Origin of the sequence: Kitasatospora sp. NPDC048545 (assembly GCF_040651155.1) — a bacterium.
Taxonomy (GTDB): Bacteria; Actinomycetota; Actinomycetes; order Streptomycetales; family Streptomycetaceae; genus Kitasatospora.
On record NZ_JBEZIQ010000024.1, the window covers coordinates 25,937 to 52,150 of the forward strand.

Genomic DNA, 26,214 nt, shown 5'->3' on the forward strand with positions numbered 1-26,214 from the left:
AGCCGAATCGCTGAACTGCTGGAACCGCTGAACCGCTGGAACTGCTGAACTGCTCAACTGCTGAACGACGAAGGGGAGCCGGTCCGCACCGGCTCCCCTTCGTCGTTCGTTCCCCACCCCGGCGCCGGGCGCGCGGTCCCGCGCCGGGCCTATGTGTCGCGGTCGAGCAGCGCGAGCGTGAACCCGCCGAGCGGGGTCACCTCGTCCGGGTCCCCGTACTGGGTGCGGAGCACCTGCGCCTGGTCCGTCGGCATGGTGCCCAGCGGGTCGGAGGTGTCGCCGAGGACCAGCAGCCAGATCCGGGACACCGGGCCCAGGCACGCCTCGGGCTTCGCACAGGGCGTCGGCGACAGGTCCTCCGCGTCGTCGGCGCTCTGCGCGACGAACACCGGGTACAGGTGCACGTCCGACGGCAGGTAGTGGCTGACGCCCGGCCAGACCATCGCCCACGACTGGTTGCCCAGCGGGGCCGCCATCCCGTCCCCGGAGCGGTAACCGGCGGCGATCGTTCGGGCGGCCGCCTTGAACGGCTCCTCCGAGCCGTTGTGCGAGCCGACGTACCGCACCGCGGGCTGCTCGGGCAGCGCCGCCACGGCCGGAACGGCGAGCAGCCCCACCGCCAGCAGCCCGGCCGCCGCGACGGCCCTCCGCGGCTCCGGGACGCGGCGCGCGCGGGCCACCAGCGCGCCGTACGCCGCCCCGACCCCGCCGCCGGCCAGCACCGCCCAGGCGGGCACCGTGAACAGCAGGTACCGGTCGATGAAGTACGAGGTGCCGCCCAGGCGGGACACCAGCCAGACGCTCACCACCGGCAGCTCGGCGAGCAGCAGCACCTGCCAGGCCTGCAGCCGCCGGCCGGGCAGCGCCAGCGCCGGCACGGCCAGCAGCACGAAGAGGTAGGACACCGGTCCCGAGCCGAACAGGTGCTCGCCGAAGTGGGCCAGGCGGCTGAGGGACGGCGTGGTGATCCAGCCCAGCTGCCGGTCCGACTGGCTGCTGCCGAGCAGCACCACCGGCAGCACGGGCAGCGCGGCGACCGCGACCGCCAGCGGGTACTGCCACAGCAGCCGCCGGTCCGGGGCCTCCCGGGTGCGCCACAGGTGCAGCGCGACCAGGGCGGCCTGCCCGGCCAGCGTGCTGAAGGAGATCAGGTGGCCCGCGCCGGCCACGGCCATGGCCGCGCAGTACGGCGCCCAGCGCCGCCACGTCGGCCGCTCCAGCGCCCGCAGCAGGAAGTAGGTGGCGGCCGCGATCGCGCAGGTCACCAGCGCGTACGAGCGCGCCTCCTGGGCGTACCGGGAGACCAGGGGAGGCACCGTGAACAGCAGGCCGGCGCCGACCGCGGCGACCCGCCCGCCGAACAGCCGCCGTGCGGTCAGCGCCACGAAGGCGGCGGCGCCCGCCATGGCCAGCACCGACGGAATCCGCAGCGCCACCGTCGAGTCGCCGAAGACCGCCGTCCAGCCGTGCATCAGCAGGTAGTACGCGCCGTTGCTGGCGTCGATGTGCTGGAGCAGCCGCAGCAGGTCGCCCAGCGAGCGGGTGGCCACCGTCGAGGTCGCTATCTCGTCCCGCCACAGGTCCGGCGTCCCCAGCCGGTACCCGCCCACCGCCAGCATCACCAGCGCGGGCCACAACCACACCTGCCCCAGCAGTCGGACGACCGGGCGCACAGCAGGTCTCATCGGGTCCTTCGTCTCCTTCACGCGGCGTGCCGGGCGGACCGGGCACCTCCCGGCAGGCTACTTGACCCGCCCTGACACCCCGTCGGCACCCGTGCTCCCACCCGCACCCCGTCCACCACCCCGCTCCCCACCCCCGATCCGGTACGCTGTGAGCGGCCTCGCCACAGCCGGGCCACGCCTCAGTAGCTCAGGGGATAGAGCACGGCTCTCCTAAAGCCGGTGTCGCAGGTTCGATTCCTGTCTGGGGCACGACCAGCACGAAGGCCACAGGCCCCCGCCCACTCCGGGTCGGGGGCCTGTTCCTTTTCCCGGCGGGACCGCTGACACCGCCAGGACCGCCGGCACCGCCTGCCTCCGGCCCGTCCGCCCTCCGCCCGGCCCGTTCTGCCGCTCCCGGCCGGGCTTGCCTGCCCGTCCGCGCGCTCGCCCGCGCATGGTCAAGATCGCCCACCGGCAGATCCTCCGGCCCGTCCCAGCGGCCCCACCCCGCCCACCCGCACCGACGCCCAGGTCGGAGGTCGTTCCGTCGACGAACCCGGCCGTGACCCGATACCGGAATTGAGGATTCACATTGTGTGCGACCGGTAATTGAACCTCCGGTGATTTCGTCGTGCAATTGCCGGTTCGGCTGGACGGAGTATTCGCGAATTTCCGACCGAGAGGGCTCAGTCGTCGCGAGATTCGCGAGTGGCAGCAAATCGGGTGAATCGGCCGGGCGGCCGTTGCGATTCGGCCACCCGGGCATGCCCTGATTGCGTCGTTGGTGGGCCCTGACCTGTGGATGTGTGGGGGCGGTGAAGCTGCTCGACAGTCTCCCGTGGCCGAAACGGAGTGAAATACTGCGTTAATATTTCGATCGCCGTGGACGTCGTGCTAGAAATGCTTTCGCCCCGCCGACCCGGTGTTTTTCGCCGGGGCCGGCCGCTTGTGCGGAGGGGGCAAATGTCCGAAATCAACAGCACGGAGGAGAGATATGTCGAACAACGACTTTGACCTCGACGTCCGCGTGGCCACCGCCCCGGTCGCCGCGTCCCCCGATGGCTTCCTGAGCATGGGCAGCACTTGCTACTCCTGCCACTACTCCTGTGACTGCCAGTACACCGACACCTGCGGCAGCTGCGGCTGCGCCGGCTCCAGCGTCTGCTGAAGCCCGTAGGTCCGGTAGCCGTGGCTCCCCGGAGCGACGGCACCTGATCGGGCACGGGGCTCCCGGCACCATGGGGCCGGGAGCCCCGCGCCGTCCCTGAGACGACCCCGGCGCGAGCCGGATCCACTGCGAGATCGGGAGCCCCACTGTGGCCGAGCCCAACGATGGAACAGCGCTGACCGGGCTCACCCGGGACATCGCCGACCGCCTGGCGGACTTCGCCCTGAGGACGGCCTCCGGTGACGGTCCGGACCGGCCGCACCTGCACCACGACCGGCTGGGCCTGGCCAACGGCCACCCCGGCATGGCCCTGGCCCTGCTCTGCGCGGGCCGCGCCCTCGACGACTCCGGGCTGCTGGACGGCGCCCGCGCCGTGCTGCGCAGCGCCGCCGCGGGCACCGCGCAGCGCCCCTACTCCGGACCGGGCCTGTACACCGGCACCGCCGGATTCGCCTCCGTCCTCCTCGCGTTCGCCGAACACGACGAGCGCTACCTGCCGTCCCTGCGCCGGGTCGCCGACAGCTTCGGCGAGCAGGTCGCCGCCACCCGCCGACCCGCCCCCGGAACCGGCCTGCCGTTCACCGCCTACGACGTCGTCGAGGGCGCCTCCGGGCAACTGGCCGCGGCCGTACGGCTCGCGACGGTCGTCGGCGCGCCCGAGGGCTCCCCGCTGCGGACCGCCATCGACGAGCTGGTCGACTACCTCGACGCCGTCACCGCCGCGGACGGGCAGCAGCGCTTCGGCTGGCTGATGACGCCGGCCCACTACCCGCCCGCCTTCCCCTGGTACGCCGAGCGCGCCCCGCACGGGATGTACAACCTCGGCTTCGCGCACGGCCTGCCGGGCATCCTCGGCGCGTTCACCGCCGCCGCCGCGGCCGGCTACGGCGGCTCCCGGGTGACCGGGAAGGTCGCCGACCTGGCCGAGTGGCTGGTGCTCCACCGGACCGCCGACCCCGACCCCCGGGCGGGCTGGGCGGTCTGCCTCCAGGCGGAGGAACACACCCTGCGCCCCGTCCACGACCCGGCCGAGGAGCCCTCCCGCGCGGCCTGGTGCTACGGCGCGCCCGGCATCGGCACCGGGTTGCTGGCCGCCGCCGCCGTCCTGGACGACGCGGACCTGCGGGAGACCGCGATCGGCGCGCTGAGGCGCGTCCTCGACACCGATCCCGCGTACCGCCACGTGTTCGCCCCGACCCTGTGCCACGGGCACGCCGGGATGGCCGCCGTCTACCGCCGCGCCCACGCCGAGACCGGGGTCGAGGAGTTCCGCGACATGGCCGACCGGAGCCTGGCGGCGGTCGTCGGCCTGGCCGACCCGGACCGGCCGTTCCTGGTCGCGGACGAACCCGAGGCCGGACAGCGCGTCGACGACCCCGGCTTCCTCACCGGCGCGGCCGGCACCCTGCTGGCGCTCTCCGCCGCCGTCCGTCCGGAGGTGGCGGACTGGGACGAACTGCTCTTCCTCACCCCGGCCCGGAGCGGCGAAAGGACGGCGGCCCGATGACCGCGACGCACACCCACCGGACGGAGCCGAACGGCCGCGCCCCCCGGGCCGGCCGCCGCTCCTACACCGCGACCGACTTCTTCCTGCTCCGCGCCCCCGCCCTGCCGGCCCGCGGCCTGACCGACCTGCTCGCCGCCTGCGCCGGCGACCCGGCGACGGCCGTCCCCGCCGACTGGGAGGACGGCTACCTGCGCGGCCTGCTGGAGCTGTGGGCCGACCCCCAGGTGCGTTCCGCGATCCGGATGGCGGCCCCCGACCTCGCGCAGGCCGTCGACCGGCTCGACACCCTGGCACCCAAGGACCGCCACCGGGCGATGATGAGCCTGGGCCGTTACCTGAACCGGATGAGCGCGCGCCCCACGCCGCTCAGCACGGTCGCCGGTGTCGCCGGAGGGTTCTTCGGCGACGGACCGGCCCCCGTTCTCGGCAGCCCCGCGATCAGCTCCTCCCGGGCCCGGCTGGATTCCGGTTGGATGCTCCACCTGTTCAAGTCGGCCGCCGACTCGGCGGAACCGCGTCCGGACCTCGAACTGCGCACCAACGACCTGACCCACCTGGGCCGCGGCCGCGCCTGGCTCTCCGTCGCGGACGGCTACGGCGAAGGGACCCGCCGGACCGCCTCGGTGCGCTGGTCCCCGGCCGTGCGCCTGGTGCTGGAGGCGGCCCGCCGGCCGCGGACCCTCGCCGAACTGGCCGGCCTGCTGACGGAGCAGTACCCCTCCGTGCCGGAGGACCAGGTGCTCGGCCTGCTGCGGCAGTTGGTCCGGCTGGACTTCCTCATCACCTCGCGCCGGCCCGCCCTGCTGGGCGATCCCGGCCGAAGCGACGCCGCCGCTCAACTGGGCACCGCTCTCGCGCCGGACGCCCTGGCCGCGCTGCGCCGGGTCGAGCAGGAGGTGGCCGCGTTCAACCGGCACGGCCGCACCAGCGACCTGCCGGGCCTGTTCGGTACGGTCGAACCGCTCGGCGCCGAGGTCGACGCCGACTACCAGGGTCACTTCCTGCAGGTGGACTCGACGCTGGATCTGCCCGGACGGCCGGGCCTGCCGGCCGACGTCCAGCGGCTGGCCGAGGACGCCGCCGAACTGTTCACCACCGTCGGCACCGTCTTCAAGTACCCCCAGCGGCTGCGCGACTACGCCACCGCGCTCACCGAGCGGTACGGCTCCCAGGCCGAGGTGCCGCTGCTCGAACTGCTCTCCCCGGAGACCGGTCTCGGCGCGCCCACCGGCTACCGCAACCCGCCGCGCGGATTCGACCTGCAGCCGGTCACCCCAGACCACGGGCGCGAGGAGCGCGAGGCCGTCCTGGGCCGGATGGTGGCGACCGCACTGGCGGCCGGCTCACGCGAACTCGTCCTGGACGAGCGGACGCTGGCGGACCTGCGGGCGGCCGGCACGAGGCCGAACGACCGCAGGGAACCGACCCCCGCGCTGGACGTGCACCTCCAGGTGCTGCCGCCCTCGCCCTCGCACCCGCGCTGGCGCGGGGTCGTCACCGAGACCGGGGTGGCCTTCGGCGGCCGGACCTTCGCCCGCTTCCACGACCTGCTGACGGACGAACTCCAGGACCGCCTGCGCGGGCTGGCCGCCGCCGAGGAGGAGCGGCTGCCCGGCCTGGCCGTGGTCGAGCTGACCTACCTGCCCGCCAAGGCCCGGGCCGGCAACGTGTCGCTGCGCCCGGTGCTCCGCGAGCTGGAGCTGCCGCTCAACGTGGCCCCGGGCCTCCCGGCCGACCGGGTGCTCGCGCTGGACGACATCCTGGTCGGCGTGCGGGACGGCGAACTCTACCTGTACAGCCGGGCGTTGGAGCGCGAGCTGCACGTCACCCAGAACACCATGCTGAACCCGCTGTCCGGACCGAACGTCTGCCGCTTCCTGCTGGAGGTCTCGGCGACGCAGTTCCGCGGCGCCGCCCCCTTCGACTGGGGCGAGCTCGCGTCGAGCATGCCCTTCCTGCCCCGGCTGGTCTGGCGTGACCTGGTGGTCAAGCGGGCGCGCTGGCTGCTGACCGACCGCGACGTGCCGGCCGGGTGCACCGGTCGGCTCGCCGACTTCGCGGCGGCGGTCGCGGACTGGCGCTCGCGCTGGTCGGTGCCGCGCTTCTGCCACCTGGCCCAGAGCGACAACACCCTCCTGCTGGACCTGGAGAGCGCGCCCTCGCTGGAGGAGCTCAGGCTGGCCGCCGGCAAGCACGCCGAGGGCTTCGCGCTGCAGGTCGAGGAGGCGATGCCCGCTCCCCGGGACGGCTTCCTGCGGGACGGCCGGGGCGAGGACTTCGTCGCCGAGGTCGTCGTCCCGGTGCTGTCGGCCGCGCCGCCCGCCGCCCGCCCGCCGCTGCCCCGGGGCCCGTACCGGGTGGCGGAGGAACAGCGGCTGCGGCCCCCGGGCGGCGAGTGGGTGTACGCCAAGCTGTACGCCGAGAGCGACTCGCTGGACGGTCTGCTGACCGGGGAAGTGGCCGCGCTGGCCGCCGAGCTGGGCGACCGATTCGGCACCGGCCACCCGTTCTTCCTCCGCTACGTCGACCCGGCCCCGCACCTGCGGCTGCGCGTCCACGTCCCGGACCGGGACCGGGCCCGGGACGTGTTCGGGCACGTCGCCGCGTGGGCGCACGGCCTGATGGCGGACGGGCGGATCACCGACCTGGCCTTCCCGGTCTACCGCCGGGAGGTCGAGCGGTACGGCGGGCCGTTCCTCATCGACCGGGCCGAGGTGCTGTTCCAGCGGGACAGCGCCGCCGCCCTGGCCCTGCTGGGGCACCTGTCCGAGCCGCTGCCCGAGGGTTCGGCGCCGGCCCTCGACCGGATCGCGCTGACCGGCCTCAGCCTGGAGCGCGTCGGCCGGATCCTGCTGCCGGACTTCGCCGAGCGGCACGCGATGGCCCGTTCGATGTCCGGCCCGACGGCCGGCGGACCGGAGTACCGCGCGGCGGCCAGGGACCTCTGGCGCGGCCACACCGAGCCGGGCCGGGACGCCCGGGTGCTCGGCCTGGTGGAGTCGCTCTGGCAGGAGGACGGCGACCGGTACGTCCGGGAGCTGGCGAAGCGGGTGGAGAGCGGTGAGCTCTGGTCGGACCGGACGGGTGTGGTCCGGGCCCTGCTGCACATGCACTGCAACCGGATGGGCCTGCCCCGGGACCAGGAGGAGGCCGCCTACGGGGTGTGGCGGCGGCTGCTCGACCGGGTGGTCGGCCAGCAGCGGGGTGCGGCGGCCCGGGGGGACGGGTGAACCCCGTGCGCCGGATCCGCAGCCGGGTCGCGAGGCTGCCGGCCGACGTCGCACCCGCGCTGACCGTGCTGCGGCTTGCCTGGCAGTCGGACCGCCGGGCGACGGTCCAGGTGGTGCTGTTCGCCGTCGGCGCGGGAGCCCTCCCGGGCGTCCAGGTCAAGGTGACCGCGGCGTTCGCGACCGCGCTGGTGCACGCCGCCGGCGCCGGCGGCCAGGTGTCCGGGGCGATCGGCTTCCTGGTCCTGCTCGGGGCGCTGGGCCTGGCCGGCCAGCTGATGGCGGTGTTCCAGAACCGCGCCATGCAGCGCTGCCAGAGCCGCCTGTCAGCGGGCCTGGCGGACCGGATCATCGGGCGGGCGGCCGGCTTCTCGCTGTCGCAGGTCGAGGACCCGCGGGTGCAGGACTCGCTGCAGCGAGCCGTCCGGGAGGTCAACTTCCGGCCCGGGCTGATGCTCAACCAGGTGATCCAGGTGGCCACCCAGGTGGTGACCTTCGGCTCGGTCGGAGCGATCCTCTGGACGCTGGACGTCCGGGTGGCCGTGCTCGCCATGTTCGCGCCCTTCCCGGCGATCGTCTCCCAGATCGTCCAGGGCCGGCGCGGTCACGCCCTGGAGCACGGACGGTCCGAGGAGCGGCGGCGGCTCACCTACTGGCAGCACCTCGCCTCCCAGCCGGGTTCGATGAAGGAGGTGCTGGCCTTCCGCCTCGGCCCGGTGCTGCAGGCCAACCACGGCCGGCTGCTCGCCCGCATCGTCGGGGCGGACCTGCGGCTGGCCGACCGCAACGTGCGGCTGGCGATCCCGATGATGGTCCTCACCGCGGCCCTGACGCTCGGGGCCCAGGCCACCGCGATCCTGGCCGGCAGCGACGCCGGCCACCTGGCCCGGCTCTTCGCGGTGATCCCGGCGATCGGCATGCTGCAGAGCAGCATGCAGCAGTTCTTCGGCGGGGTGGCCGGGATGTACGTCAACCAGCTGTACCTGCGCAACGTCGTCGAGTTCCTGGCCATCGACCCGCAGCAGGCCGAGGGCGGCGACCGCTCCTTCCCCGCCCGGCTGTCGACCGGCATCGAGTTCCGCGACGTCTCGTTCCGGTACCCGGGGGCCGGCCGGGCCGCGCTGTCCGGGGTGTCGTTCACGCTGCGCCCCGGCGAGGTGACGGCGATCGTCGGGCTCAACGGCGCGGGGAAGTCGACGGTCGGCAAACTCGTGGGGCGGCTGTACGAGCCGACCGGGGGCGAGATCCTGGTGGACGGCGTGCCGCTGGGCGACTACGACCCGGACAGCCTGCGCGACGGGATCTCGTACGTGTTCCAGGACTACGTCGAGTACCAGCTGACGGTGGGGGAGAACATCTCGCTCGGCGCCGTCCACCAGCCCGACCGGGGGCCGGAACGGGTGCGCGAGGCGGCCGAGGAGGTCGGCATCCACGAGCACGTGGCGACCCTGCCCGAGGGCTACGACACCCAGGCGGGCCGGTCCTTCCAGGGCGGCGTGGAGTTCTCCGGCGGGCAGTGGCAGCGGCTCGCCATCGCCCGTGGCCTGGTCCGCCGGGCCGGGGTGCGGGTGATGGACGAGCCGACGGCCGCGCTGGACACCATCACCGAGGCGGCGCTGCTCGACACCCTGACCACCGCGGTGGACGGGCAGGTCTCGGTCCTGATCGCCCACCGGTTCTCCTCGGTGGTCCGGGCCGACCGGGTGCTGGTGTTCGACCGGGGCCGACTGGTCGAGGACGGCAGCCACCGGGAGCTGCTGGAGCTCGACGGGCTCTACGCCCGGATGTTCCACGCGCAGGCGACCGATCGCGAATCCGTGTCCCAGTCCCACTCGTGAGGCGGCGATGAAGCTCACAGCGTTCGACCAGGTGATGATCTACGACGGGAGCGGCCCGGCGGGGGCCGCCCGGGAGGCGGTCGAACTGGCCGTCGCGGCGGAGCGTCTGGGCTACCACCGGTTCTGGGTGGCGGAGCACCACGGCGTCTCGGGCGGCTGCGGCTCGCCCGAGGTGCTGGTGGCGGCCGCGGCCTCGGCGACCGGCCGGATCCGGGTCGGCACCGCCTCGGTGCTGCTGCCCTACTACGCGCCGCTGAAGGTGGCGACCACCTTCAACCTGCTGGAGCGGCTCTTCCCGGGCCGGATCGACCTCGGGGTGGGTCGCGGCCCGGGGGCGGTCCCCGCGGTGAGCCGCCGGCTGGCGTGCGAGGGCGAGGCGCCGTACGAGGAGAAGCTCGCGGAACTGCTGCGGATCCTGACCTCGGAGGGGCCGGAACATTCACTTCCGGAATCCGGGCGACCGGATTTCTGGCTGACCGGATCCGGGACGGGCGGGGCACTGGCCGCCGCCCGGCACGGACTCCCCTTCTGTTTCGCCCAGTTCGTCCACGGAGAGCTCCGCCCGGAGGTGGTCGAGCGTTATCGCGAGGAGTTCCGCCCCGGTCCGTTCGGCAGTGAACCCCGGGTCGGCGTCTGCGTCCGGACGGCCGTCGCCGAGGATCCGCGGGACGCCCGGGCGCTGCGCTCGCTGGTGGACTGGATCGCGGATCCCGGGCGGGGGTCCGCCCTGCCCGCCGGGGTCCTGCCGTCCTGGCGCGAACTCCGGGAATACCGGCCCGCGGTGGCCTCTCCGGACGGCTTCGCGGTGTTGGCGGGTGTGCCCGAGGAGGTCGGCGGGAAGGTATCGGAACTGGTCGACGCCTATCGGCCGGACGAACTGGTGGTCACCACGGCCTGTCCCGAACTCGCTCTCCGGGTTCGCGTGTTCGAGTTGGTCGGCCAGATGATGAAACGTCAGTTAGCCTCGGAGGGCGGCCTGGTGAGCCTGGACCCTGTTGGGACCGCTGGTATATAGTCGAAATGTCGTGCACATGTCGAAATTGGCCCGGGAATTGCGGTGCACGCGCAACGGGGGAAGAGCTCATGGGGTGGGCGCGCGCATGATGGTGCTTCAAGCCAAAGGCGTAGGGAAGAGCTACGGGGACACCTGGGTGCTCCGGGACTGCGAGTTCGAGTTGCCGGAGGCGTCCGTCACCGCCCTGGTCGGGCTCAACGGCGCCGGGAAGTCCACACTGCTGCGGCTGATCGCCGGACTGGACCGCAGCAGCGCCGGCGGGATCGAGATCGCCGGCAAGGACGTGGTGTTCGGCGAACCCCCGGCCGTCTCGTACCTCTCCCAGGAGCGGCCCCTGTACCGGGCGCTGCGGGTGCGCGAGATCCTCGGGTACGCGGCCGCGCTCAACGAGGGCTTCGACGTCCGGCTCGCACGGGACTGGCTGGACAACTTCGGCATCCCGCTCGCCCGGCGCTGCCAGGACCTCTCCGGCGGACAGCACACCCAGGTCGCGCTCGCGGTGGCGCTGGCCAAGCGGTCGCCGCTGGTGGTGCTCGACGAGCCGATGGCCGACCTGGACCCGCTCGCCCGCGAGGACGTCTCGACCCGGCTGCGCGAGATCGCGGCCGCCAGCGGGCGCTCCTTCCTGCTCTCCTCACACGTGATCGGCGACCTCGAACCGGTCTGCGACCGGCTGCTGGTGCTCGCCGGCGGGAGGATCGTGCTCGACGGGCCGGTCGACGGCCTGGCCGAACGGGTGCGGGCGAACGGCGGCAGTGCGCCCGACTCGGCCTCGCTCACCGAGATCGTGCTCGGCACCCTGCGCGGCGCCCAGGCCGGGACGGCCGCCCCGCGCGACGCGGACTGACCCCACGGCCGGCTGGTCCGACAGCCGATCGACCCCGAAAGGCAAGGCTCACAGATGTTTCGGCACACCCTCCGGCTCGACCGGCTGCCGCTGCTGGTCACCGGCGTCGCGCTGCTGCTCTACTTCCCCTCCAGCTACTGGGAGCTGTCGAGCAAGCCGGGCAGCGGAATGACCCAGGGCCTGGCGCCCTACCTCGCCATCCTGCTCGCCGTCGTGTGGGCCGCGCCCATGCTGGCCCGCGAGTTCGAGACCGGCACCAGCGTCTGGGCCTGGACCCAGGGCACCACCCGCTCGCGCTGGTTCTTCAGCCGGGCCGCCCTCCCGATCCTCGCCGCCGTCGTCTCCGGACTGGCACTCACCGGCGCCGTCATGGTCAGCGGGATGCACCGCCCGGTCTTCGTCGCGCACGACCACATGAGCGAGGCCTACCTCAGCACCCACGGCCCCTACCTGGTGCTGAGCTCGCTGTGCGCGATCGCCACCGGCCTGGCCGCCGCCGCCGCGACCCGCCGGGCCGTCCCGGCCATCGGGATCAGCCTCATCGCGCAGATCGCGATGACCCTGCTGATGCCGAAGCTGGCGACCTCGATCGCGCCGACCACCACCGCCACCTTCGGCCGGACCGTGTCGGACTACCAGATCGCGGTCCTGGACGGCCACCAGACCTCGGTGACCCGGCTGGCGGACGGCGGCACGGCCGTCGAGTACCAGGCGAACAGCCACTTCTGGGAGGCCCAGCTGGTGACCGGCGCCGTGTTCCTGGCACTGACCGCCCTGCTGCTCGCCTACGCCTGGCGCACCGTCCGCACGCTCCCGGGCAAGGCCTGACCGGCCCCGACCCCGCGAAGGCCCCCACCGGACCCGGTGGGGGCCTTCGGCGTTCCCCGAGACCACGCCCCGCGGGCTGCGGCGCTCCCGGACCGCCGAGGCTGACGAAACGGCCGGCCTCAGGGGCGCCCTACCTGTACTGACCACGGAGGTTGGTGACGGGGCTCACGGCGTGGTGATCTTGAAATGAGTGAGGGCCTTCTGGCTCGGTGTGGATTGCGACATCTGCACCGGCTCCCAGAAAGGCCCTCATGCCACACCGTAACGCACCGCTGACCGAGACCGGACGCCTGCGCCTGGCCCGCTGCGTCGTCGAGGACGGCTGGCCACTGCGGCGGGCGGCCGAGCGCTTCCAGGTCTCGCCGACCACCGCGAAGCGCTGGGCCGACCGCTACCGAGCGCTCGGTGAGGCCGGCATGACCGACCGCTCCAGCCGCCCGCACCGCAGCCCCCGCCGGACCCCGACCCGCACCGAACGGCGGATCGTCAAGGTCCGCGTCCTGCGCCGCTGGGGACCGGCCCGCATCGCCTACCTGCTGCGGCTCAACCCGGCCACCGTGCACCGGGTCCTGACCCGCTACCGGCTCGCCCGACTCGCGCACCTCGACCGCGCCACCGGCCGCCCGGTGCGGCGCTACGAACGCGCCGCACCGGGCGAGCTGGTCCACGTCGACATCAAGAAGCTCGGCAACATCCCCGACGGCGGCGGCCACAGGTACCTGGGCCGCCAGGCCGGCCGCAGGACCCGCTCCGGGGCCGGATACAGCTACCTGCACAACGCCGTCGACGACCACTCCCGCCTCGCCTACAGCGAGATCCTCCCCGACGAACGCAAGGAGACCGCCGCCGCATTCTGGGCCCGGGCGAACGAATTCTTCGCCCGGGCCGGGATCACCGTCCAGCGGGTGCTGACCGACAACGGCGCCTGCTACAAGTCACACGCCTGGCGTGATGCCCTCGCCGCCGAGGGCATCACGCACAAACGCACCCGGCCCTACCGGCCGCAGACCAACGGCAAGGTCGAACGCTTCAACCGCACCCGGCCCTACCGGCCGCAGACCAACGGCAAGGTCGAACGCTTCAACCGCACCCTGCTCGACGAATGGGCCTACGCCCGGCCCTACCGCACCGAACAGGAACGCCGCGACGCCTACCCCGACTGGCTCCACACCTACAATCACCACCGCGGACACACCGCACTCGCAGGCAAGCCACCCGCCAGCCGCATCCCCAACCTCACGGGACAGAACACCTACCTCTCGGGGAGGAGCCTGCGGGCCCGTTGATCCGTCCACGGACTGATCGCCCTCGCCGACCACCCCCAGGTGATCGTCACCGACACCGCCGCGCAGGCGGACACCCTGCGGGCCCTGCTGGACCGGATGACGGCCGTCAGCATGGCCCCTGCTGTCCTTCTCCGCCGCCATCGCCGGCCTCGGCATGGCGGCCACCCTGATGCTCGGCATCAGTGAGCGCTCCCGCGAGATCGGCATGCTGCGCGCCATCGGCATGTCCCGCCGTCAACTGCGCCGGATGCTCACCCTGGAAGCCGTCCTGCTCTCCCTGGCCGGCGCCCTCGTCGGCACCACGCTCGGCATCGCCTTCGGCTGGGCGGCCGCCCGCTCCGTCACCTCGACCGTCGGCACCGTGGCCGGCCCGCCGGTGCTGCTGGTCCTGGCGGCCCTGGCCCTGACCGTGCTGACCGGCCTCGCCGCGGCCGTCCTCCCCGTGCGCCGCGTCGGCCGGATGGCGGCCGTGGCCGCCATGAGCGCGTCCTGACCGGAGCCCGGTTCCACCGGGCTCCGACCCGGCCGGTTACCGGTCCCACCGGGCGCCGACTCCCGCCCCGACCGGCGGAGGCGGCCGGCACCGGGGCGGGCCGCCCGTCCGGGTCAGGCCAGGCGGAACCGGGTGCGTTCCGCGGCGGGGCGTCCGGTGGCGAGGGCGAGGTCGGCGAGCAGGGTCTCCGACTCCCGGGTGGTGCGCAGGACGGTGGGGTCGAGGTCGACGACGACGACCTCGCGGCGGTCCTCGCTCGCCTCGGCGATCAGGCGGCCGTCCGGCCCCCAGACCGCGCTGGCGCCGCAGGTCTGCCAGGGGCCGGTGCGGCCGATGTGGTTGGCGAGCACCGTGTAGAGGGTGTTGTCGAGCGCCCTGGCGGGGAACCAGACCCGGGACTCGTGGTAGCCGTGGCCCGTGCTGAACAGCGCGCCGACCAGGTAGGCGTGGCAGCCGTCGAGCGCGGCGGCGCGGGCGTGCTCGGGGAAGCCGGAGTCGTAGCAGACGCCGAGACCGAGCCGCCAGCCGTCCAGCTCCAGGGTGCAGCCGGCCGTCCCGGGGCGGTAGAGGTCGCGTTCGGACTTGAAGAGGTGCTGCTTGTCGTAGCGGGTGACGACGTTGCCGTCCGCGCCGATGACGAGGGCGGAGATCAGCAGGTCGGCACCGTCCTGCACGGCGGCGCCGACGACGGCGACGGTCCCCGTCCCGCGGCACGCGTCGGCGATCGGCGCGAGGCGCGGGTCGTCGGGCTGGACGGCGTACTTGAGCGGGTCGGTGCGGATCAGGTCGGGCTCGTACCCGGAGAGGAACTTCTCTGTGAACAGCACCAGGCGGGCACCGGCCCCGGCGGCCTCGCGGATCAACTCGGCGGCCTGGGCGGCGTTGGCGGATATGTCGCCGGCCACGGCCTGGGCCTGGACGGTGGCGATCCGCAGCGGCCGCCCGGGGAGTCCGGGGAGTCCGGTGGTGGTGGCGGGAACGGGGGTGGTGGACATGACGGTCACGCTATCGGACGGCCCCGCCCAGGTGGCGGTGACTCAGTCGGCGCTTCCGCTCCGTCGATCGGCGGTCCTGCTCAGCGCACCGTCGCCCGGAACCCCGCCGTCCTGGGCGCCGCCGTCCTGAGCGTGAGAGTCCTGGGCGCCACTGCCCTGGGCGCCGCCGTCGGCGGGACCCGGATCGGTCGGAACGCGGTCGTCCAGCGGGGCGTCGGCCAGCGGATCGGGGGTGCGGGGCGGCCGGACGGAGGGCACGATGACCCGCTGGACCCTGGGCCTGGTGCGCCAGTTGACCCGCCGGACGTCGCGGGCCAGGGCGCCGGGCCGCCAGAGCTCGATCGCGGTGGTCACGGCGCCGAACACGATTCCGGCGGCCAGCCAGCCGCCCAGCACGTCGCTGGGCCAGTGCACGCCGAGCGCGACCCGGGTCCAGCCGATCGTCAGCACCGTCGCCACCGCGACCGCGCAGGCGGCGGTCCGGCCCCGGCGCTGGACCCGGTACCAGAGCAGCCCGACCAGGACGGCGCAGGTGATCGTCGAGGCCATGGCGTGACCGGAGGGGAAGGCCGGGCCGCCGGCGTGCGAGACCGGGTCGGAGAAGGAGGGCCGTCCACGGTCGAAGGCCGCCTTCAGCGCCCACTGGGCGCCCCAGCCGACGAGGGTCTGGGCGGCGACCCAGCCGGCCAGCACCCGTGCGCCGATCAACCAGAGCCAGGCGGCGGCGATCCCGAGGAGTGTACGCATCGTGACGGTGCCACCGATGTCGGAGAGCGTCTGCACCGAGGCGGTCCAGATCCGGTGTTCCCGGGCGTACATGTGCAGTTCGCTGATCCACTCCTGGTCGAAGCGGATCAGCGGGCGCCAGTGGCCCGTCACCAGAGTCGCCAGGAGGCCGAACAGCGCGGCACAGCCCAGCGCGACCGCGGCATCCCGAAAGAGGCTTCGGCTACGCGCAGTGACGGACGTCGTGCTGTTGGTCAGGTGCATGGCTGACACCTTCCCAGTGTCCTGTGCCGATCAGGAGCTGCAGCGATAGCGATTCGGCATCGTTTGTGCGGAGGTCCTGCGTGCGCCGGGGCGCGGGCGCGGGCGGAAACGAGCGGCGTGCGGGAACGCGCACGGCTGTTCGCGGGTTCAACGGGTAGGCGACGGGGGCGTGAGGGTCGGGTGAAGAAACCGCTCCGGGAGTGGTCGCGCGTGGACACGGGAGGTGCCCGGGTGGTCACCGAGCGTCCAAAGTCGGAGTGAAAACCAGCAGGATACTGCATCACGCGGAAGAATCGGAGTGACTTGGGAATGTTGTCCGGAATCTGTTCGTTGGATCGTTACGTGTGAGCCCCGTGGGGCCCGCACTTCTTGCCCTCCGGGCAGGCAGGCAGACCTCGGCAACACCAGCAAAGGGAGCAAGCATGGCCACCCGTGCCGTCGTTCGCGACAGGGCCGACCGGACTCGCGCGGCCCGCCCGACCAACCTTGAGGCCGACCGCGACCTGGTCGGCATGTACCTCGACGAGATCGCCAGGACGCCCCTGCTCGATGCCGCCGAGGAGGTCGAGCTCTCGCTGCGGATCGAGGCCGGGGTGTACGCCCAGCACCTGCTGGACGAGGACGGACTCCCCGACGGCGCCACGCGCGAGGAGTTGGAGGCGATAGCCGCCGACGCCGAGCGCGCCAAGGACGTCTTCATCCGCTCCAACCTCCGCCTCGTGGTGGCGGTCGCCCGTCGGTACCCGCGCAGCGGCCTCCCGCTGCTGGACCTCATCCAGGAGGGCAACGCGGGCCTGGTGCGCGCCGTCGAGAAGTTCGACTACGCCAAGGGCTTCAAGTTCTCCACGTACGCGACGTGGTGGATCCGGCAGGCGATCACCCGGTCCATCGCCGACCAGTCCCGCACCATCCGGCTGCCCGTGCACCTGGTGGAGGAGCTGGGACGGATCCGGCGGGTGCAGCGCGAGAAGTCCAAGGAACTGGGCCGGGAGGCCGAGCCGGCCGAGATCGCGGCCGAGTTGGACACCACCGAGGCCCGCATCAAGGACGTGCTGGACTGGGCGCGCGACCCGGTCAGCCTCAACATGTCGGTGGACGACGAGGGCGAGACCCAGTTCGGGGACCTGGTCGAGGACACCGGGGCGACGTCTCCCGAGGACGCCGTGATGGTCATGCTCCGGCGTGAGGAACTGGACGACCTGATCGGGCGGTTGGACGACCGCACGGCCTCGATCATCCGCTCCCGCTACGGCATGGAGGACGGCCGTGAGCGCACCCTCACCGAGGTGGGCAAGCAGCACGGCCTCACCCGCGAGCGGATCCGCCAGATCGAGAAGCACGCGCTGGCCGAGCTGAAGAAGATCGCCGACCACGCGGGCTTCGAAGCCGCCTGACCGCGCCGCCGGACAGGCCTGCCGAGCCCCATCCGGGCCCCGGCGCGGATCGATCCGCGCCGGGGCCCGGGGCGTGCCGCGGGCTCTTAGGCTGGAGGGGCAGGACGAGGCGGACAGGACGAGGCGAACGACGGAGTGGACAGGGTGAACGAGCAGGGACGGGAAGGGTCGACGGAGCGCGGCCAGAACCAGGACCAGGACCAGAACCAGGACCAGGACCGGGGTGGGAACCACGACCAGGGTGGGAACTGCGGCCAGGACCAGGACCGGAAGCAGGACCGGGAGCCGCAGGCGAAGCCCGCGGCCAAGACCGGGCTGGTCTTCCGGGACCCACTGGACCAGCAGTCCCGGGACGACACCGACGCCGGCTGGGGCGAGCGTTCCGGGGCCGGTGGGAGCGGTGGGCGGGGGCTGGACTGGTACCTGAGTCAGCGCCCGCCGCACCACGGGTAGGGGAACGGGAAGGGGCGGTCAGCGCAGCGGCGCGACCAGCGCGTCGCGGATCTCGGTCAGCAGTTGGACCTCCTTGGCCTCGGCTTCCGCAGCCGCCTCGGTGGGGGACTTGCGGCGGGCCGCCATCCTGATCATGGGCACGATCAGAACGAAGTAGACGACGGCTGCGGTGATCAGGAACTGCAGGGCGGCGCTGAGCACCGATCCCCACAGGATCAGGACTCCGGACGTGACCTCACCGGCCGGGCCCACCTCGCAGGGCCCCTTGAGGCAGGAACTGTAGGCACCCAGGTCCTTCGTTCCGAATACCCCGATGATCGGATTGATCACGCCCTTGACGAAGGCGTTGATGATGTTGGTGAATGCCGCACCGATGACCACGGCGACGGCGAGTTCGACGACGTTTCCACGCAGCAGGAATTCCTTGAAGCCCTTCATGCCGCCTCGAACGACGGAGTCGTTCCGGGGTTACGGGTGATCTTCGGCGGCTCCGGATTGACAACCCGTCCGGCCCAGAGCGCCCCCGCCGGGCGGCGGCAGCCCGGCCCGCGCGGGCCCGAGCGCGAGCGCGGCCGCCACCGCGAGCAGTACCAGCGCCGGCACCCCGGCCCGTCGGCGGACCGCCCGGCGCCAGCGGTGCCACCCACCGCAGCCGCGCCGGATCGGGGGGAAGCTCGGCACCTCCTGCCGGGGCGGCACGGTGGGGGCGGGCAGGGGGACTGAGAAGCTCGCGGTCGTCATCGACGCACCTCCGGAGGGTCCGGCGGTCGGCCCGGGGCGGGCCGGCCGACGAACCACACGATGCGCGCTCCGGGCGGCATCGGAAAGCCGTTTCCCCAGCCTGTGGAAAACCCGCCCCTGTGGACGAATTCGTACGCCCACACGAGTCAATCCGACCCGTTGAAGGTGACGAGAGCGGGCCGTGAGCGGAGGCCCGGACGCGCAGGCCCGGACGCGTAGGCCGGAAACCCAGGCAGGGCGCACAGCCGGAAGAAGCGAAGCCGGAAGCGAAAGCCGGAAAACGAAAGCCGTAAAACGAAAGCCGGAAACGCAGGCCGGAAGCGAAAGCCGGGGCCGAGACGCGGCAAGGCCCGCCGCCCCCGCGTGGTCGCGGGGCCGACGGGCCTTGCCGAGGACTGCTGGGCGTCCGGAGCGGTCCCGGCGCCGGGGTCAGCTCGCGGCCGGAGCCGGGCTGGCCGGGGCCGAAGAGCCCGTGCCCGACGCGGGGGCCGGCGTCGACGTGGTCGACGACGACCCGGAGCTGACGGTGCTGCTGGAGGAGGAGCGGCTGTCGGTCCGGTAGAAGCCGGATCCCTTGAACACGACACCCACGGCCGAGAAGACCTTGCGAAGCCGTCCCTGGCAGTCGGGGCACGTGGTCAGTGCCTCGTCGGTGAACTTCTGCACCGCCTCCAGGCCGTTGCCGCACTCGGTGCACTGGTACTGGTACGTGGGCACTTGTCTTCCTCCTGGCACTCTCGCCTGATGAGTGCTAACGATGGTCAATGATGCGGCATTCCGCGGGATCAGTCCAGCGACTCCGGTGTGAGATCGGCCCCGCCGTCGGCCCGGGATCGGCCGCGAACCACCGCCCGCTCAGCCCTTGGCCGCGCCCACCAGCTGCGCAGCACCCCCGCGCTCGGCGGAGCCGGCGACCGAATCCGCGACCGGGCCGGCGACCGAATCCGCGACCGGACCGGCGGCGGAACCCGGCGCCACCAGCAGGTGTCGCAGCGAGAACAGCGCGACCAGCCCCAGCCCGGCGCCGATCAGCGGCACCAGGAACCCGGTGGACGGCCCGTGCCCGTCGATCAGCTTGCCCGCCACCATCGAGCCGACCGCCAGGCCCAGCCCGATGGCGCCGGTCAGCCAGGTGAAGGCCTCCGTCTTGGCGCCGTCCGCGACCAGCGTCTCGACCAGGGTGTAGCCGCTGATCAGGGTCGGCGCGATGGCCAGGCCGCAGACCAGTCCGGCGACGGTGAGCGCGACCAGGTTCGGCATCGCCCACAGCGTCGAGCAGCCCAGCACCAGCAGTGCGTAGCTGAACAGCATCCGCTGCTGGACCGGCCGCCGCCAGGCGATCACGCCGTACAGCACGCCGGCCAGCATCGAGCCGCCCGCGAAGATCCCGTACACGGTGCCGCCCGCGTCGTGCTGCCCGACGGAGTCGGCGAAGGCGTTCACGGAGACCTGCATGCCGCCGAAGACCGCGCCGACCCCGAGGATCGAGCCGGCGAGCAGCCGGACGCCGGGCGAGGCGAGCGCCGAGACGCGCTTGGTGCCGGGCTGCGGCACGATCCGGGCGGGGGCGGTTCGCCGCTGGGCGGCGAAGGCCAGGCCGCCGACGACGGTCAGTGCGGCCTCGGCGACCAGGGCGGTCGCCGGGCTGGCCATCGCGGCGATGCCGGAGGCCAGGATCGGGCCGATCACGAAGGTGAACTCGTCCGTCACGGACTCGAAGGCGAAGGCGGTGCTCACCCGGGCCGCGGAGGCCTCGGACGGGCCGTCCGCGGTGAACCGGGCCACCCAGCGGGCCCGGACCATCGCGCCGATCTGCGGCACGCTCGCACCGGCCGGGACGGCGGCCAGGAAGAGGCTCCAGGCGGGGGCGTGCCCCAGTGCCAGCGCGATCAGCGCGCCGACCGAGGCCCCGTGCACCAGGACGGTCGGGACCAGCACCGAGGCCTGTCCGTACCGGTCGGCCAGTCGCCCGGTCTGCGGCCCGATCAGGGCCTGGGCGACGGCGGCGACGGCGGTGACGGTACCGGCGGTGCCGTACGAGCCGTGGGTCCGGGTGACGAGCAGCAGGATGCCCATGCTGAGCATCGCGTAGGGCAGTCGCGCGACGAGGGCCGGGGCCAGGAAGGTCCAGGCCCCGGGGGTGCGCAGCAGTTCGCCGTACCCGACGCGGGCGGGGGCCTGGGCTGCGGTGGTGTCCGCGGTGCTGTCCGCGGAGGTGTCGACCGTTCGGCGGGCCGTCACGGTCGGTCCTTCCTGCTGCCTGGTAGCGCGGCAGGGCATGGGGTGGCCCCGACGGCGCCGAGAGTCGTCCTCTCGCGCGTCGACCGGGGTAGATACCGGGTCGGCCCGGTGTGGTTACCGGGGTCGGACCGCGGCCGCCGAGCGGTCGCGCCAACTCTGCGTCAGGCAGATGCTGGGGGTGGTCTAGCGGTGGTTATACGGCGTGGTCGAACCAGCATACAGTTACGCGCGTAGATCCCGCTAGCCGCCCCTTCCCCGAGCGCCCCGGAAGCCCTGGAGGCCCCGGGAACCCCAGGCGCCTCACACGCACGGGGAGCCCAGGAGTCCCGGAGCCCCGGAGCCCCGGGACCTCCGGAGACCCAGGCCCCCCGCGGACCCCCTCCGGCTCCCGCGCGCGCCCCGGGCTACCGCCCGTTGAGCCACCCGGCGAGCTTGCCGCCCTTGTCGACGGCCCGCAGCCGCCGCTCCGCGACCTCGCCGACCTCGTCCGTGGTGACCACCAGCAGTTCGTCCCCGCCGCGCAGCACCGTAGCCTTGTCCGGCACGAAGGAGTTGCCCTCGCGCACGACCAGGGTGACCGCCGCGCCCTTGGGCAGCCGCAGTTCGCTGACCTCCACGCCGGACATCCGGGAGGCGGGGGAGAGGGCGACCGACAGCAGGTGCCCGTGCAGCTTCTCCAGCGGGGCGGACTCGATGTCGATGTCCTGGCCCATCGCGCCCTCGCCGATCTTCAGCTGCTTGGCCACCCACGGCAGGGTCGGCCCCTGGAGCAGGGTGAAGACGACGACCAGGATGAAGACGATGTTGAACACGTCCTCGGCCCTGTGCGCGCCCGACACCACCGGGATGGTGGCCAGCACGATGGGCACCGCCCCGCGCAGCCCGGCCCAGCTCAGCAGCGCCTGCTCGCGGGCCGGCACCTTGAAGGGGGTCAGCGAGACCACCACGGACAGCGGCCGGGCCAGGAAGACCAGTACGCCGCCGATGACGAGCGCGGGCACCACCGCGGAGCCCATGGTCGCGGGCGTGCAGAGCAGGCCGAGCAGCACGAACATGCCGATCTGCCCGATCCACGCCAGTCCGTCGGCGAAGCCGCGGACGGCCGGCCCGTGCGGGAGCTTGGAGTTCCCGAGGATCACCGCGCAGATGTAGACCGCGAGGAAGCCGGAGCCGTGCAGCAGTGCGCCGCCCGCGTAGGCGAGCACGGTGAGCGCCATCACGGCGATCGGGTAGAGGCCCGAGGAGGGCAGCGCGACGCGCTTGACCCCGTACGCGCCGATCTTGCCGACGGCGAAGCCGATCGCCGCGCCGATCGCGAGTTCGGCGACGATCGTGCCGATCATGACGTACCAGGGGTCCAGTTCCCCGGTGGTGGCGAAGGCGACGACCAGGATGACGACGGGCGCGTCGTTGAAGCCGGACTCGGCCTCCAGCAGGCCGGTGAGCCGGTGCGGCAGCGGGACCATCCGCAGCACCGAGAAGACGGCCGCGGCGTCGGTCGAGGAGACGATGGCGCCGAGCAGCAGCGAGGTCCGCCAGTCCAGGCCGACCAGCCAGTGCGCGCCGGCCGCGGTGGCGAAGACGCTGACGCCGACGCCGACGGTGGCGAGCACGGTGGCCGCCGGCATCACCGGCTTGATCTCGCGCCAGCTGGTCTTGAGGCCGCCCTCGGCCAGGATCACCACGAGCGCCGCGTAGCCGATCACCTGGGTGAGTTCGGCGTTGTTGAAGGTGAAGCCGATCCCGTTCTGGCCCAGTGCCACGCCGATCCCCAGATAGATCAGCAGGCTGGGCAGCCCTGATCGGGTGGAGATCCGGACGGCGACCACCGCGAAGAGCAGGATCACGGAGGCTTCGAGAAGCAGCTGGTTCAGATGGGAGACGTTCACGCAGGGGCACCTCGGGCAGGCATGGGCGGGCGGGGTGTCTGGCAGTGCGGTGAGGTCGACCCGTCAAGAAGGCGTCAATGCTCCCCTTGCGGATCGTTACTCAGTCTAACATTTTGCCATACCTTTAGCTTGGTCCCCCGTTCACAGTGCCCGGCCGACTCGGCCTAATGTGGTGCCCTGTCACGGCCGCTGGCCCTGGACACGCCCGCCCGCCCCGAAGTCAGGACCGCAAGGACCCAGATGCCCCGCTCGAAGAAGTTCCGGCGCGCCCGTCTGTTCGTGATCGTGCTGGTCGTGCTGCTGGTGGCCGGCGTCGGCTACGGCGGCTACCGCGGGGTCACCGCGGTCCGCGCCTCCTTCCCGGAGGTGGACGGCAGCGTCAAGGTGGCGGGCCTGACCGCGCCGGTCGACGTCAAGCGGGACGCCAACGGCATCCCGCAGCTGTACGCCGACACGTCCGAGGACCTGTTCCGTGCCCAGGGCTACGTCCAGGCGCAGGACCGCTTCTGGGAGATGGACGTCCGGCGGCACATCACCGCCGGCCGGCTCTCCGAGATGTTCGGCGACGGCCAGGTCGACACCGACACCTTCATCCGCACCATGGGCTGGCGCCAGGTGGCGCAGAAGGAGTTCGACACCAAGCTGTCGCCGGAGACCAAGAAGTACCTGCAGGCCTACTCGGACGGCGTGAACGCCTGGCTCGCCGAGCACCCCGGCGGCGAGAAGGCCTCGCTGGAGTACGCGCTGCTCGGCGCCGTCAACAGCGGCTACACGCCCGAGCAGTGGTCCCCGGTCGACTCGGTGGCCTGGCTCAAGGCGATGGCCTGGAACCTCTCCGGGAACCTCCAGGAGGAGGTCGACCGCTCGCTGCTGGCGCAGGACTTCGGCCCGGACAAGATCGCCGAGCTGTACCCGGACTACCCGTACACCCGCAACGGCACCATCGTGAAGACCGGCACCGTGTCCGGCGACGCCTACCGCCCCGCGGACGGCGCCGCGCAGCCGGGCGCCGGCAACGGCACCGCCACCGCGCAGGGCGCGGCCACCACCAAGGCGCTGCTGCAGGGCCTCACCGACCGGATCGACGGGATGCCGCAGCTGCTCGGCCGCCCCGGCCAGGGCATCGGTTCCAACTCCTGGGTGGTCGCCGGTTCGCACACCACGACCGGCAAGCCGCTGCTGGCCAACGACCCGCACCTCGGCCCCGGCCTGCCCTCGGTCTGGTACCAGATGGGCCTGCACTGCCGGACCGCCTCCCCGGCCTGCCAGTTCGACGTCTCCGGCTTCACCTTCGCGGGCATGCCCGGCGTGGTGATCGGCCACAACAAGGACATCGCCTGGGGCTTCACCAACCTCGGCGCCGACGTCACCGACCTCTTCCTGGAGAAGGTCACCGGCCCGGACACCTACCAGGTCGACGGCAAGGACGTGAAGTTCGACCTCCGCAAGGAGACCATCAAGGTCGCCGGCGGGGAGGACCGCACCATCACCGTCCGCACCACCCAGACCGGCGCCCCGCTCATCTCCGACCAGAGCAACGAGCAGCAGAACGTCGGCAAGTACGCCCCCAACGGCACCTCCGCCCCCGACCGCGGCACCAGCGGCTACGGCGTGGCCCTGCAGTGGACGGCGCTCAGCCCCGGCAAGACCATGGACGCCGTCTTCGGGCTGGACAAGGCGAAGAACTGGGACGAGTTCCGCGCCGCCGCCAAGGACTTCTCCGTCCCCGCACAGAACCTGATCTACGCCGACGCCAAGCACATCGGCTACCAGGCGCCGGGCACCATCCCGGTCCGCGGCAAGGGCGACGGCACCTACCCCGCGCTGGGCTGGGACTCCGCGTACCAGTGGAAGGACCCGATCCCCTTCAACGCGCTGCCGTGGAGCCTCGACCCCGCGGCCGGCTACATCGTCACCGCCAACCAGGCCGTGGTGGACCCGAGCTACAAGTACAGCCTGACCAAGGACTGGGAGTACGGCACCCGCGCCAAGGAGATCACCGACCAGATCGAGGGCCTGCTCAAGAACAACGGCAAGATCTCGCCGGACGACATGCAGACCCTCCAGCTGGACAACACCAACGTGATGGCCAAGACGCTGGTCCCGCTGCTGCTCAAGCAGCAGATCGACGACCCGTACGTGCGCGAGGCCCAGGACCTGCTCAAGGACTGGAACTACCACCAGGACGCCGACTCGGCCGCCGCCGCCTACTACAACGGCGTCTGGCGCCAGCTGCTCACCCTCGCCTTCGGCCAGAAGTTCCCGGCCGACCTGCGGGCCAAGGACAACTGCCTGCTGGTCCGCCAGCAGGACGACCCCACCAAGCCGGACAGTGCCACCAAGATCGTCACCGAGTGCGGCACCCGCGACCCGGGCAAGGCCCAGCCGGACGGCGGTGACCGCTGGACCGAGGTGGTGCGCCAGCAGCTGGAGAAGCCCGACAGCTCGTGGTGGACGTACATCGACTCCCAGCACAACGTCCAGAAGGGCCTGGACAACCTGCTCAAGGAAGCGATGAAGAACGCCCGCCAGGAGCTGACCTCGCTGCTCAGCAAGGACGTCTCCACCTGGAGCTGGGGCCGCCTGCACAAGCTGGAGCTGCGGGAGCAGACCCTCGGCAGCGACAACTCCTCGATCGCCTCCGGCGTGCTCCACAAGCTGCTCAACCGCGGCCCGTACCGGCTCTCCGGCGGCTCCGCGGCGGTCGACGCGGCCGGGTGGAACGCGGCGGCCGGCTACCAGGTGGACTGGATCCCGTCGATGCGCATGGTGGTCGACCTGAACGACCTCGACTCCTCGCGCTGGGTCAACGTCGGCGGCGCCTCCGGCCACGCCTTCCACGACAACTACAACGACCAGACCGACCTCTGGCTCAAGGGCAAACTGCTCACCTGGGCCTACACCCCGGACGCGGTCGAGAAGGCCACCAAGCACAAGCTGGTGCTCACCACCGGCTGACGCCCGGAAAGCCCCCGGGGGCCTGAAGGCCCGGAACGGCGAAGCAGGCGGCCCCGCTCCCACCAGGGAGCGGGGCCGCCGCCGTTCGCCCGGGGTCATCCCAGCCGCCGCACCCCCGAGGGCGTGACCGCCAGGTCCACCGGCCGGTCGTGCGGCTCGGCGGGCACCCGCTCCAACACCTCGTGCTCGTACAGCAGCACCGCCAGCACCGGCCGGACGTCCGCCCGCCCCAGCCGGTCCAGCACCCGGTCGTAACTGCCGCCGCCCCGGCCCAGCCGCAGCCCGGTGCCGTCCACCGCCAGCCCCGGCAGCAGCACCACCGAGGCCTCCGTCACCGCCTCCGGCCCGAGCCGCGGACCGACCGGCTCCAGCAGCCCGCGCCCCGCCGGGGCCAGCGCCTGCGGCCCCGCGTACTCGGCCCAGTCCAGGTCGTTGTCCGCGAGCAGCACCGGCAGCAGCACCCGCACCCCGCGCGCCAGCAGCGCGTCCAGCAGCGGCCCGGTCCCGGGCTCCGCCCCCACGGAGACGTACGCGGCCACCGTGGCGCCCCGGCCGGCCAGTTCCCCGGCGTGCCCGGCCAGGGCGAGCCCCGCCGTCGCGCGCTGCTCGGCGGAGAGCGCGCGCCGCCGGGTCAGCAGCCGTGTCCTCAGGTCGCTCTTCTCGTTGTGCACCGGATCCTC

20 protein-coding genes and 1 tRNA gene are annotated in these 26,214 nt (G+C 72.8%); 13 read left to right on the forward strand and 8 right to left on the reverse strand.

Features of this window, described 5'->3' with window-relative positions; all coding sequences use genetic code 11:
* Positions 1-149: 149 nt before the first annotated feature.
* On the reverse strand, positions 150-1,685 hold the full coding sequence (locus AB0D10_RS22655; RefSeq protein WP_360259197.1) for a glycosyltransferase family 39 protein: 1,536 nt from the start codon (positions 1,683-1,685) through the stop codon (positions 150-152).
* A 176-nt stretch (positions 1,686-1,861) separates the two neighbouring features.
* On the opposite strand from AB0D10_RS22655, the gene AB0D10_RS22660 reads away from it, so the two are divergent.
* The 10 genes from AB0D10_RS22660 (at position 1,862) to AB0D10_RS22705 (ending at position 13,873) form a co-directional block, all read left to right on the forward strand.
* A tRNA-Arg gene (locus AB0D10_RS22660) sits at positions 1,862-1,934 on the forward strand.
* 724 nt (positions 1,935-2,658) lie between these two features.
* Positions 2,659-2,832 carry an FDLD family class I lanthipeptide gene (locus tag AB0D10_RS22665; protein ID WP_360259199.1) on the forward strand — a complete coding sequence of 58 codons (174 nt, stop codon included), beginning with the start codon at positions 2,659-2,661 and terminating at the stop codon, positions 2,830-2,832.
* Positions 2,833-2,980: 148 nt separating this feature from the next.
* The gene (locus AB0D10_RS22670) at positions 2,981-4,339 is read left to right on the forward strand and encodes a lanthionine synthetase LanC family protein (protein WP_360259201.1); all 1,359 of its coding nucleotides are present in this window, start codon (positions 2,981-2,983) and stop codon (positions 4,337-4,339) included.
* A complete protein-coding gene (locus tag AB0D10_RS22675; protein ID WP_360259203.1) occupies positions 4,336-7,569 on the forward strand; it encodes a lantibiotic dehydratase in 3,234 nt (1,077 codons plus the stop codon). Before AB0D10_RS22670 ends, AB0D10_RS22675 begins: the two co-directional genes overlap by 4 nt.
* Entirely contained in the window at positions 7,566-9,404 is a 1,839-nt protein-coding gene (locus tag AB0D10_RS22680) for an ABC transporter ATP-binding protein (protein ID WP_360259205.1), read from the forward strand. The genes AB0D10_RS22675 and AB0D10_RS22680 overlap by 4 nt, the downstream gene beginning before the upstream one ends.
* Before the next feature lie 7 nt (positions 9,405-9,411).
* Complete coding sequence (locus AB0D10_RS22685) at positions 9,412-10,419, forward strand: MsnO8 family LLM class oxidoreductase (RefSeq protein ID WP_360259207.1); 1,008 nt, start codon at positions 9,412-9,414, stop codon at positions 10,417-10,419.
* Between the two features lie 85 nt (positions 10,420-10,504).
* On the forward strand, positions 10,505-11,266 hold the full coding sequence (locus AB0D10_RS22690) for an ABC transporter ATP-binding protein (protein ID WP_360259209.1): 762 nt from the start codon (positions 10,505-10,507) through the stop codon (positions 11,264-11,266).
* Between the two features lie 54 nt (positions 11,267-11,320).
* Entirely contained in the window at positions 11,321-12,094 is a 774-nt protein-coding gene (locus AB0D10_RS22695) for a hypothetical protein (protein ID WP_360259211.1), read from the forward strand.
* 251 nt (positions 12,095-12,345) lie between these two features.
* Positions 12,346-13,380, forward strand: coding sequence for an IS481 family transposase (locus AB0D10_RS22700; protein WP_360259213.1), 1,035 nt, complete (start codon positions 12,346-12,348; stop codon positions 13,378-13,380).
* A 121-nt stretch (positions 13,381-13,501) separates the two neighbouring features.
* The gene (locus AB0D10_RS22705) at positions 13,502-13,873 is read left to right on the forward strand and encodes an FtsX-like permease family protein (RefSeq protein WP_360259378.1); all 372 of its coding nucleotides are present in this window, start codon (positions 13,502-13,504) and stop codon (positions 13,871-13,873) included.
* 113 nt (positions 13,874-13,986) lie between these two features.
* Here the strand turns inward: AB0D10_RS22705 and AB0D10_RS22710 are convergent, their stop codons facing one another.
* Both AB0D10_RS22710 and AB0D10_RS22715 read right to left on the reverse strand, forming a co-directional pair.
* Complete coding sequence (locus AB0D10_RS22710) at positions 13,987-14,868, reverse strand: carbon-nitrogen hydrolase family protein (RefSeq protein ID WP_360259215.1); 882 nt, start codon at positions 14,866-14,868, stop codon at positions 13,987-13,989.
* Between the two features lie 42 nt (positions 14,869-14,910).
* The gene (locus AB0D10_RS22715) at positions 14,911-15,858 is read right to left on the reverse strand and encodes a phosphatase PAP2 family protein (protein ID WP_360259218.1); all 948 of its coding nucleotides are present in this window, start codon (positions 15,856-15,858) and stop codon (positions 14,911-14,913) included.
* Between the two features lie 422 nt (positions 15,859-16,280).
* Between AB0D10_RS22715 and AB0D10_RS22720 the strand changes: the two genes are divergently transcribed.
* Together AB0D10_RS22720 and AB0D10_RS22725 are read left to right on the forward strand one after the other, a co-directional pair.
* On the forward strand, positions 16,281-17,252 hold the full coding sequence (locus AB0D10_RS22720) for a sigma-70 family RNA polymerase sigma factor (protein WP_360259220.1): 972 nt from the start codon (positions 16,281-16,283) through the stop codon (positions 17,250-17,252).
* Positions 17,253-17,396: 144 nt separating this feature from the next.
* Positions 17,397-17,705, forward strand: a complete 309-nt coding sequence (locus AB0D10_RS22725; protein WP_360259223.1) for a hypothetical protein — start codon at positions 17,397-17,399, stop codon at positions 17,703-17,705.
* An 18-nt stretch (positions 17,706-17,723) separates the two neighbouring features.
* Here AB0D10_RS22725 and mscL read toward each other — a convergent pair whose 3' ends face one another.
* The 4 genes from mscL to AB0D10_RS22745 all read right to left on the reverse strand — a co-directional run bounded on the left by mscL (position 17,724) and on the right by AB0D10_RS22745 (position 22,576).
* The gene (gene mscL / locus AB0D10_RS22730; RefSeq protein ID WP_360259226.1) at positions 17,724-18,143 is read right to left on the reverse strand and encodes a large conductance mechanosensitive channel protein MscL; all 420 of its coding nucleotides are present in this window, start codon (positions 18,141-18,143) and stop codon (positions 17,724-17,726) included.
* Positions 18,144-18,875: 732 nt separating this feature from the next.
* On the reverse strand, positions 18,876-19,163 hold the full coding sequence (locus tag AB0D10_RS22735) for an FmdB family zinc ribbon protein (protein ID WP_360259228.1): 288 nt from the start codon (positions 19,161-19,163) through the stop codon (positions 18,876-18,878).
* Positions 19,164-19,301: 138 nt separating this feature from the next.
* Complete coding sequence (locus AB0D10_RS22740) at positions 19,302-20,687, reverse strand: MFS transporter (protein ID WP_360259231.1); 1,386 nt, start codon at positions 20,685-20,687, stop codon at positions 19,302-19,304.
* A 404-nt stretch (positions 20,688-21,091) separates the two neighbouring features.
* Positions 21,092-22,576 (reverse strand): potassium/proton antiporter, encoded by a 1,485-nt coding sequence (locus AB0D10_RS22745; RefSeq protein ID WP_360259233.1) that lies wholly within the window; start codon positions 22,574-22,576, stop codon positions 21,092-21,094.
* A gap of 240 nt (positions 22,577-22,816) precedes the next feature.
* On the opposite strand from AB0D10_RS22745, the gene AB0D10_RS22750 reads away from it, so the two are divergent.
* Positions 22,817-25,534 carry a penicillin acylase family protein gene (locus AB0D10_RS22750; RefSeq protein WP_360259235.1) on the forward strand — a complete coding sequence of 906 codons (2,718 nt, stop codon included), beginning with the start codon at positions 22,817-22,819 and terminating at the stop codon, positions 25,532-25,534.
* Positions 25,535-25,629: 95 nt separating this feature from the next.
* Here AB0D10_RS22750 and AB0D10_RS22755 read toward each other — a convergent pair whose 3' ends face one another.
* A complete protein-coding gene (locus AB0D10_RS22755) occupies positions 25,630-26,205 on the reverse strand; it encodes a 5-formyltetrahydrofolate cyclo-ligase (protein WP_360259238.1) in 576 nt (191 codons plus the stop codon).
* Positions 26,206-26,214 lie beyond the last annotated feature (9 nt).

What these genes read in the sequence shown, in the direction of transcription:
- AB0D10_RS22710 (WP_360259215.1), bottom strand. Translation starts at nt 14,868, where the DNA reads ATGTCCACCACCCCCGTTCCCGCCACCACCACCGGACTCCCCGGACTC.
- AB0D10_RS22720 (WP_360259220.1), top strand. Translation starts at nt 16,281, where the DNA reads ATGGCCACCCGTGCCGTCGTTCGCGACAGGGCCGACCGGACTCGCGCG.
- AB0D10_RS22675 (WP_360259203.1), top strand. Translation starts at nt 4,336, where the DNA reads ATGACCGCGACGCACACCCACCGGACGGAGCCGAACGGCCGCGCCCCC.
- AB0D10_RS22685 (WP_360259207.1), top strand. Translation starts at nt 9,412, where the DNA reads ATGAAGCTCACAGCGTTCGACCAGGTGATGATCTACGACGGGAGCGGC.
- AB0D10_RS22715 (WP_360259218.1), bottom strand. Translation starts at nt 15,858, where the DNA reads ATGCACCTGACCAACAGCACGACGTCCGTCACTGCGCGTAGCCGAAGC.
- AB0D10_RS22750 (WP_360259235.1), top strand. Translation starts at nt 22,817, where the DNA reads ATGCCCCGCTCGAAGAAGTTCCGGCGCGCCCGTCTGTTCGTGATCGTG.
- AB0D10_RS22690 (WP_360259209.1), top strand. Translation starts at nt 10,505, where the DNA reads ATGATGGTGCTTCAAGCCAAAGGCGTAGGGAAGAGCTACGGGGACACC.
- AB0D10_RS22655 (WP_360259197.1), bottom strand. Translation starts at nt 1,685, where the DNA reads ATGAGACCTGCTGTGCGCCCGGTCGTCCGACTGCTGGGGCAGGTGTGG.
- AB0D10_RS22695 (WP_360259211.1), top strand. Translation starts at nt 11,321, where the DNA reads ATGTTTCGGCACACCCTCCGGCTCGACCGGCTGCCGCTGCTGGTCACC.
- mscL (WP_360259226.1), bottom strand. Translation starts at nt 18,143, where the DNA reads ATGAAGGGCTTCAAGGAATTCCTGCTGCGTGGAAACGTCGTCGAACTC.
- AB0D10_RS22700 (WP_360259213.1), top strand. Translation starts at nt 12,346, where the DNA reads ATGCCACACCGTAACGCACCGCTGACCGAGACCGGACGCCTGCGCCTG.
- AB0D10_RS22665 (WP_360259199.1), top strand. Translation starts at nt 2,659, where the DNA reads ATGTCGAACAACGACTTTGACCTCGACGTCCGCGTGGCCACCGCCCCG.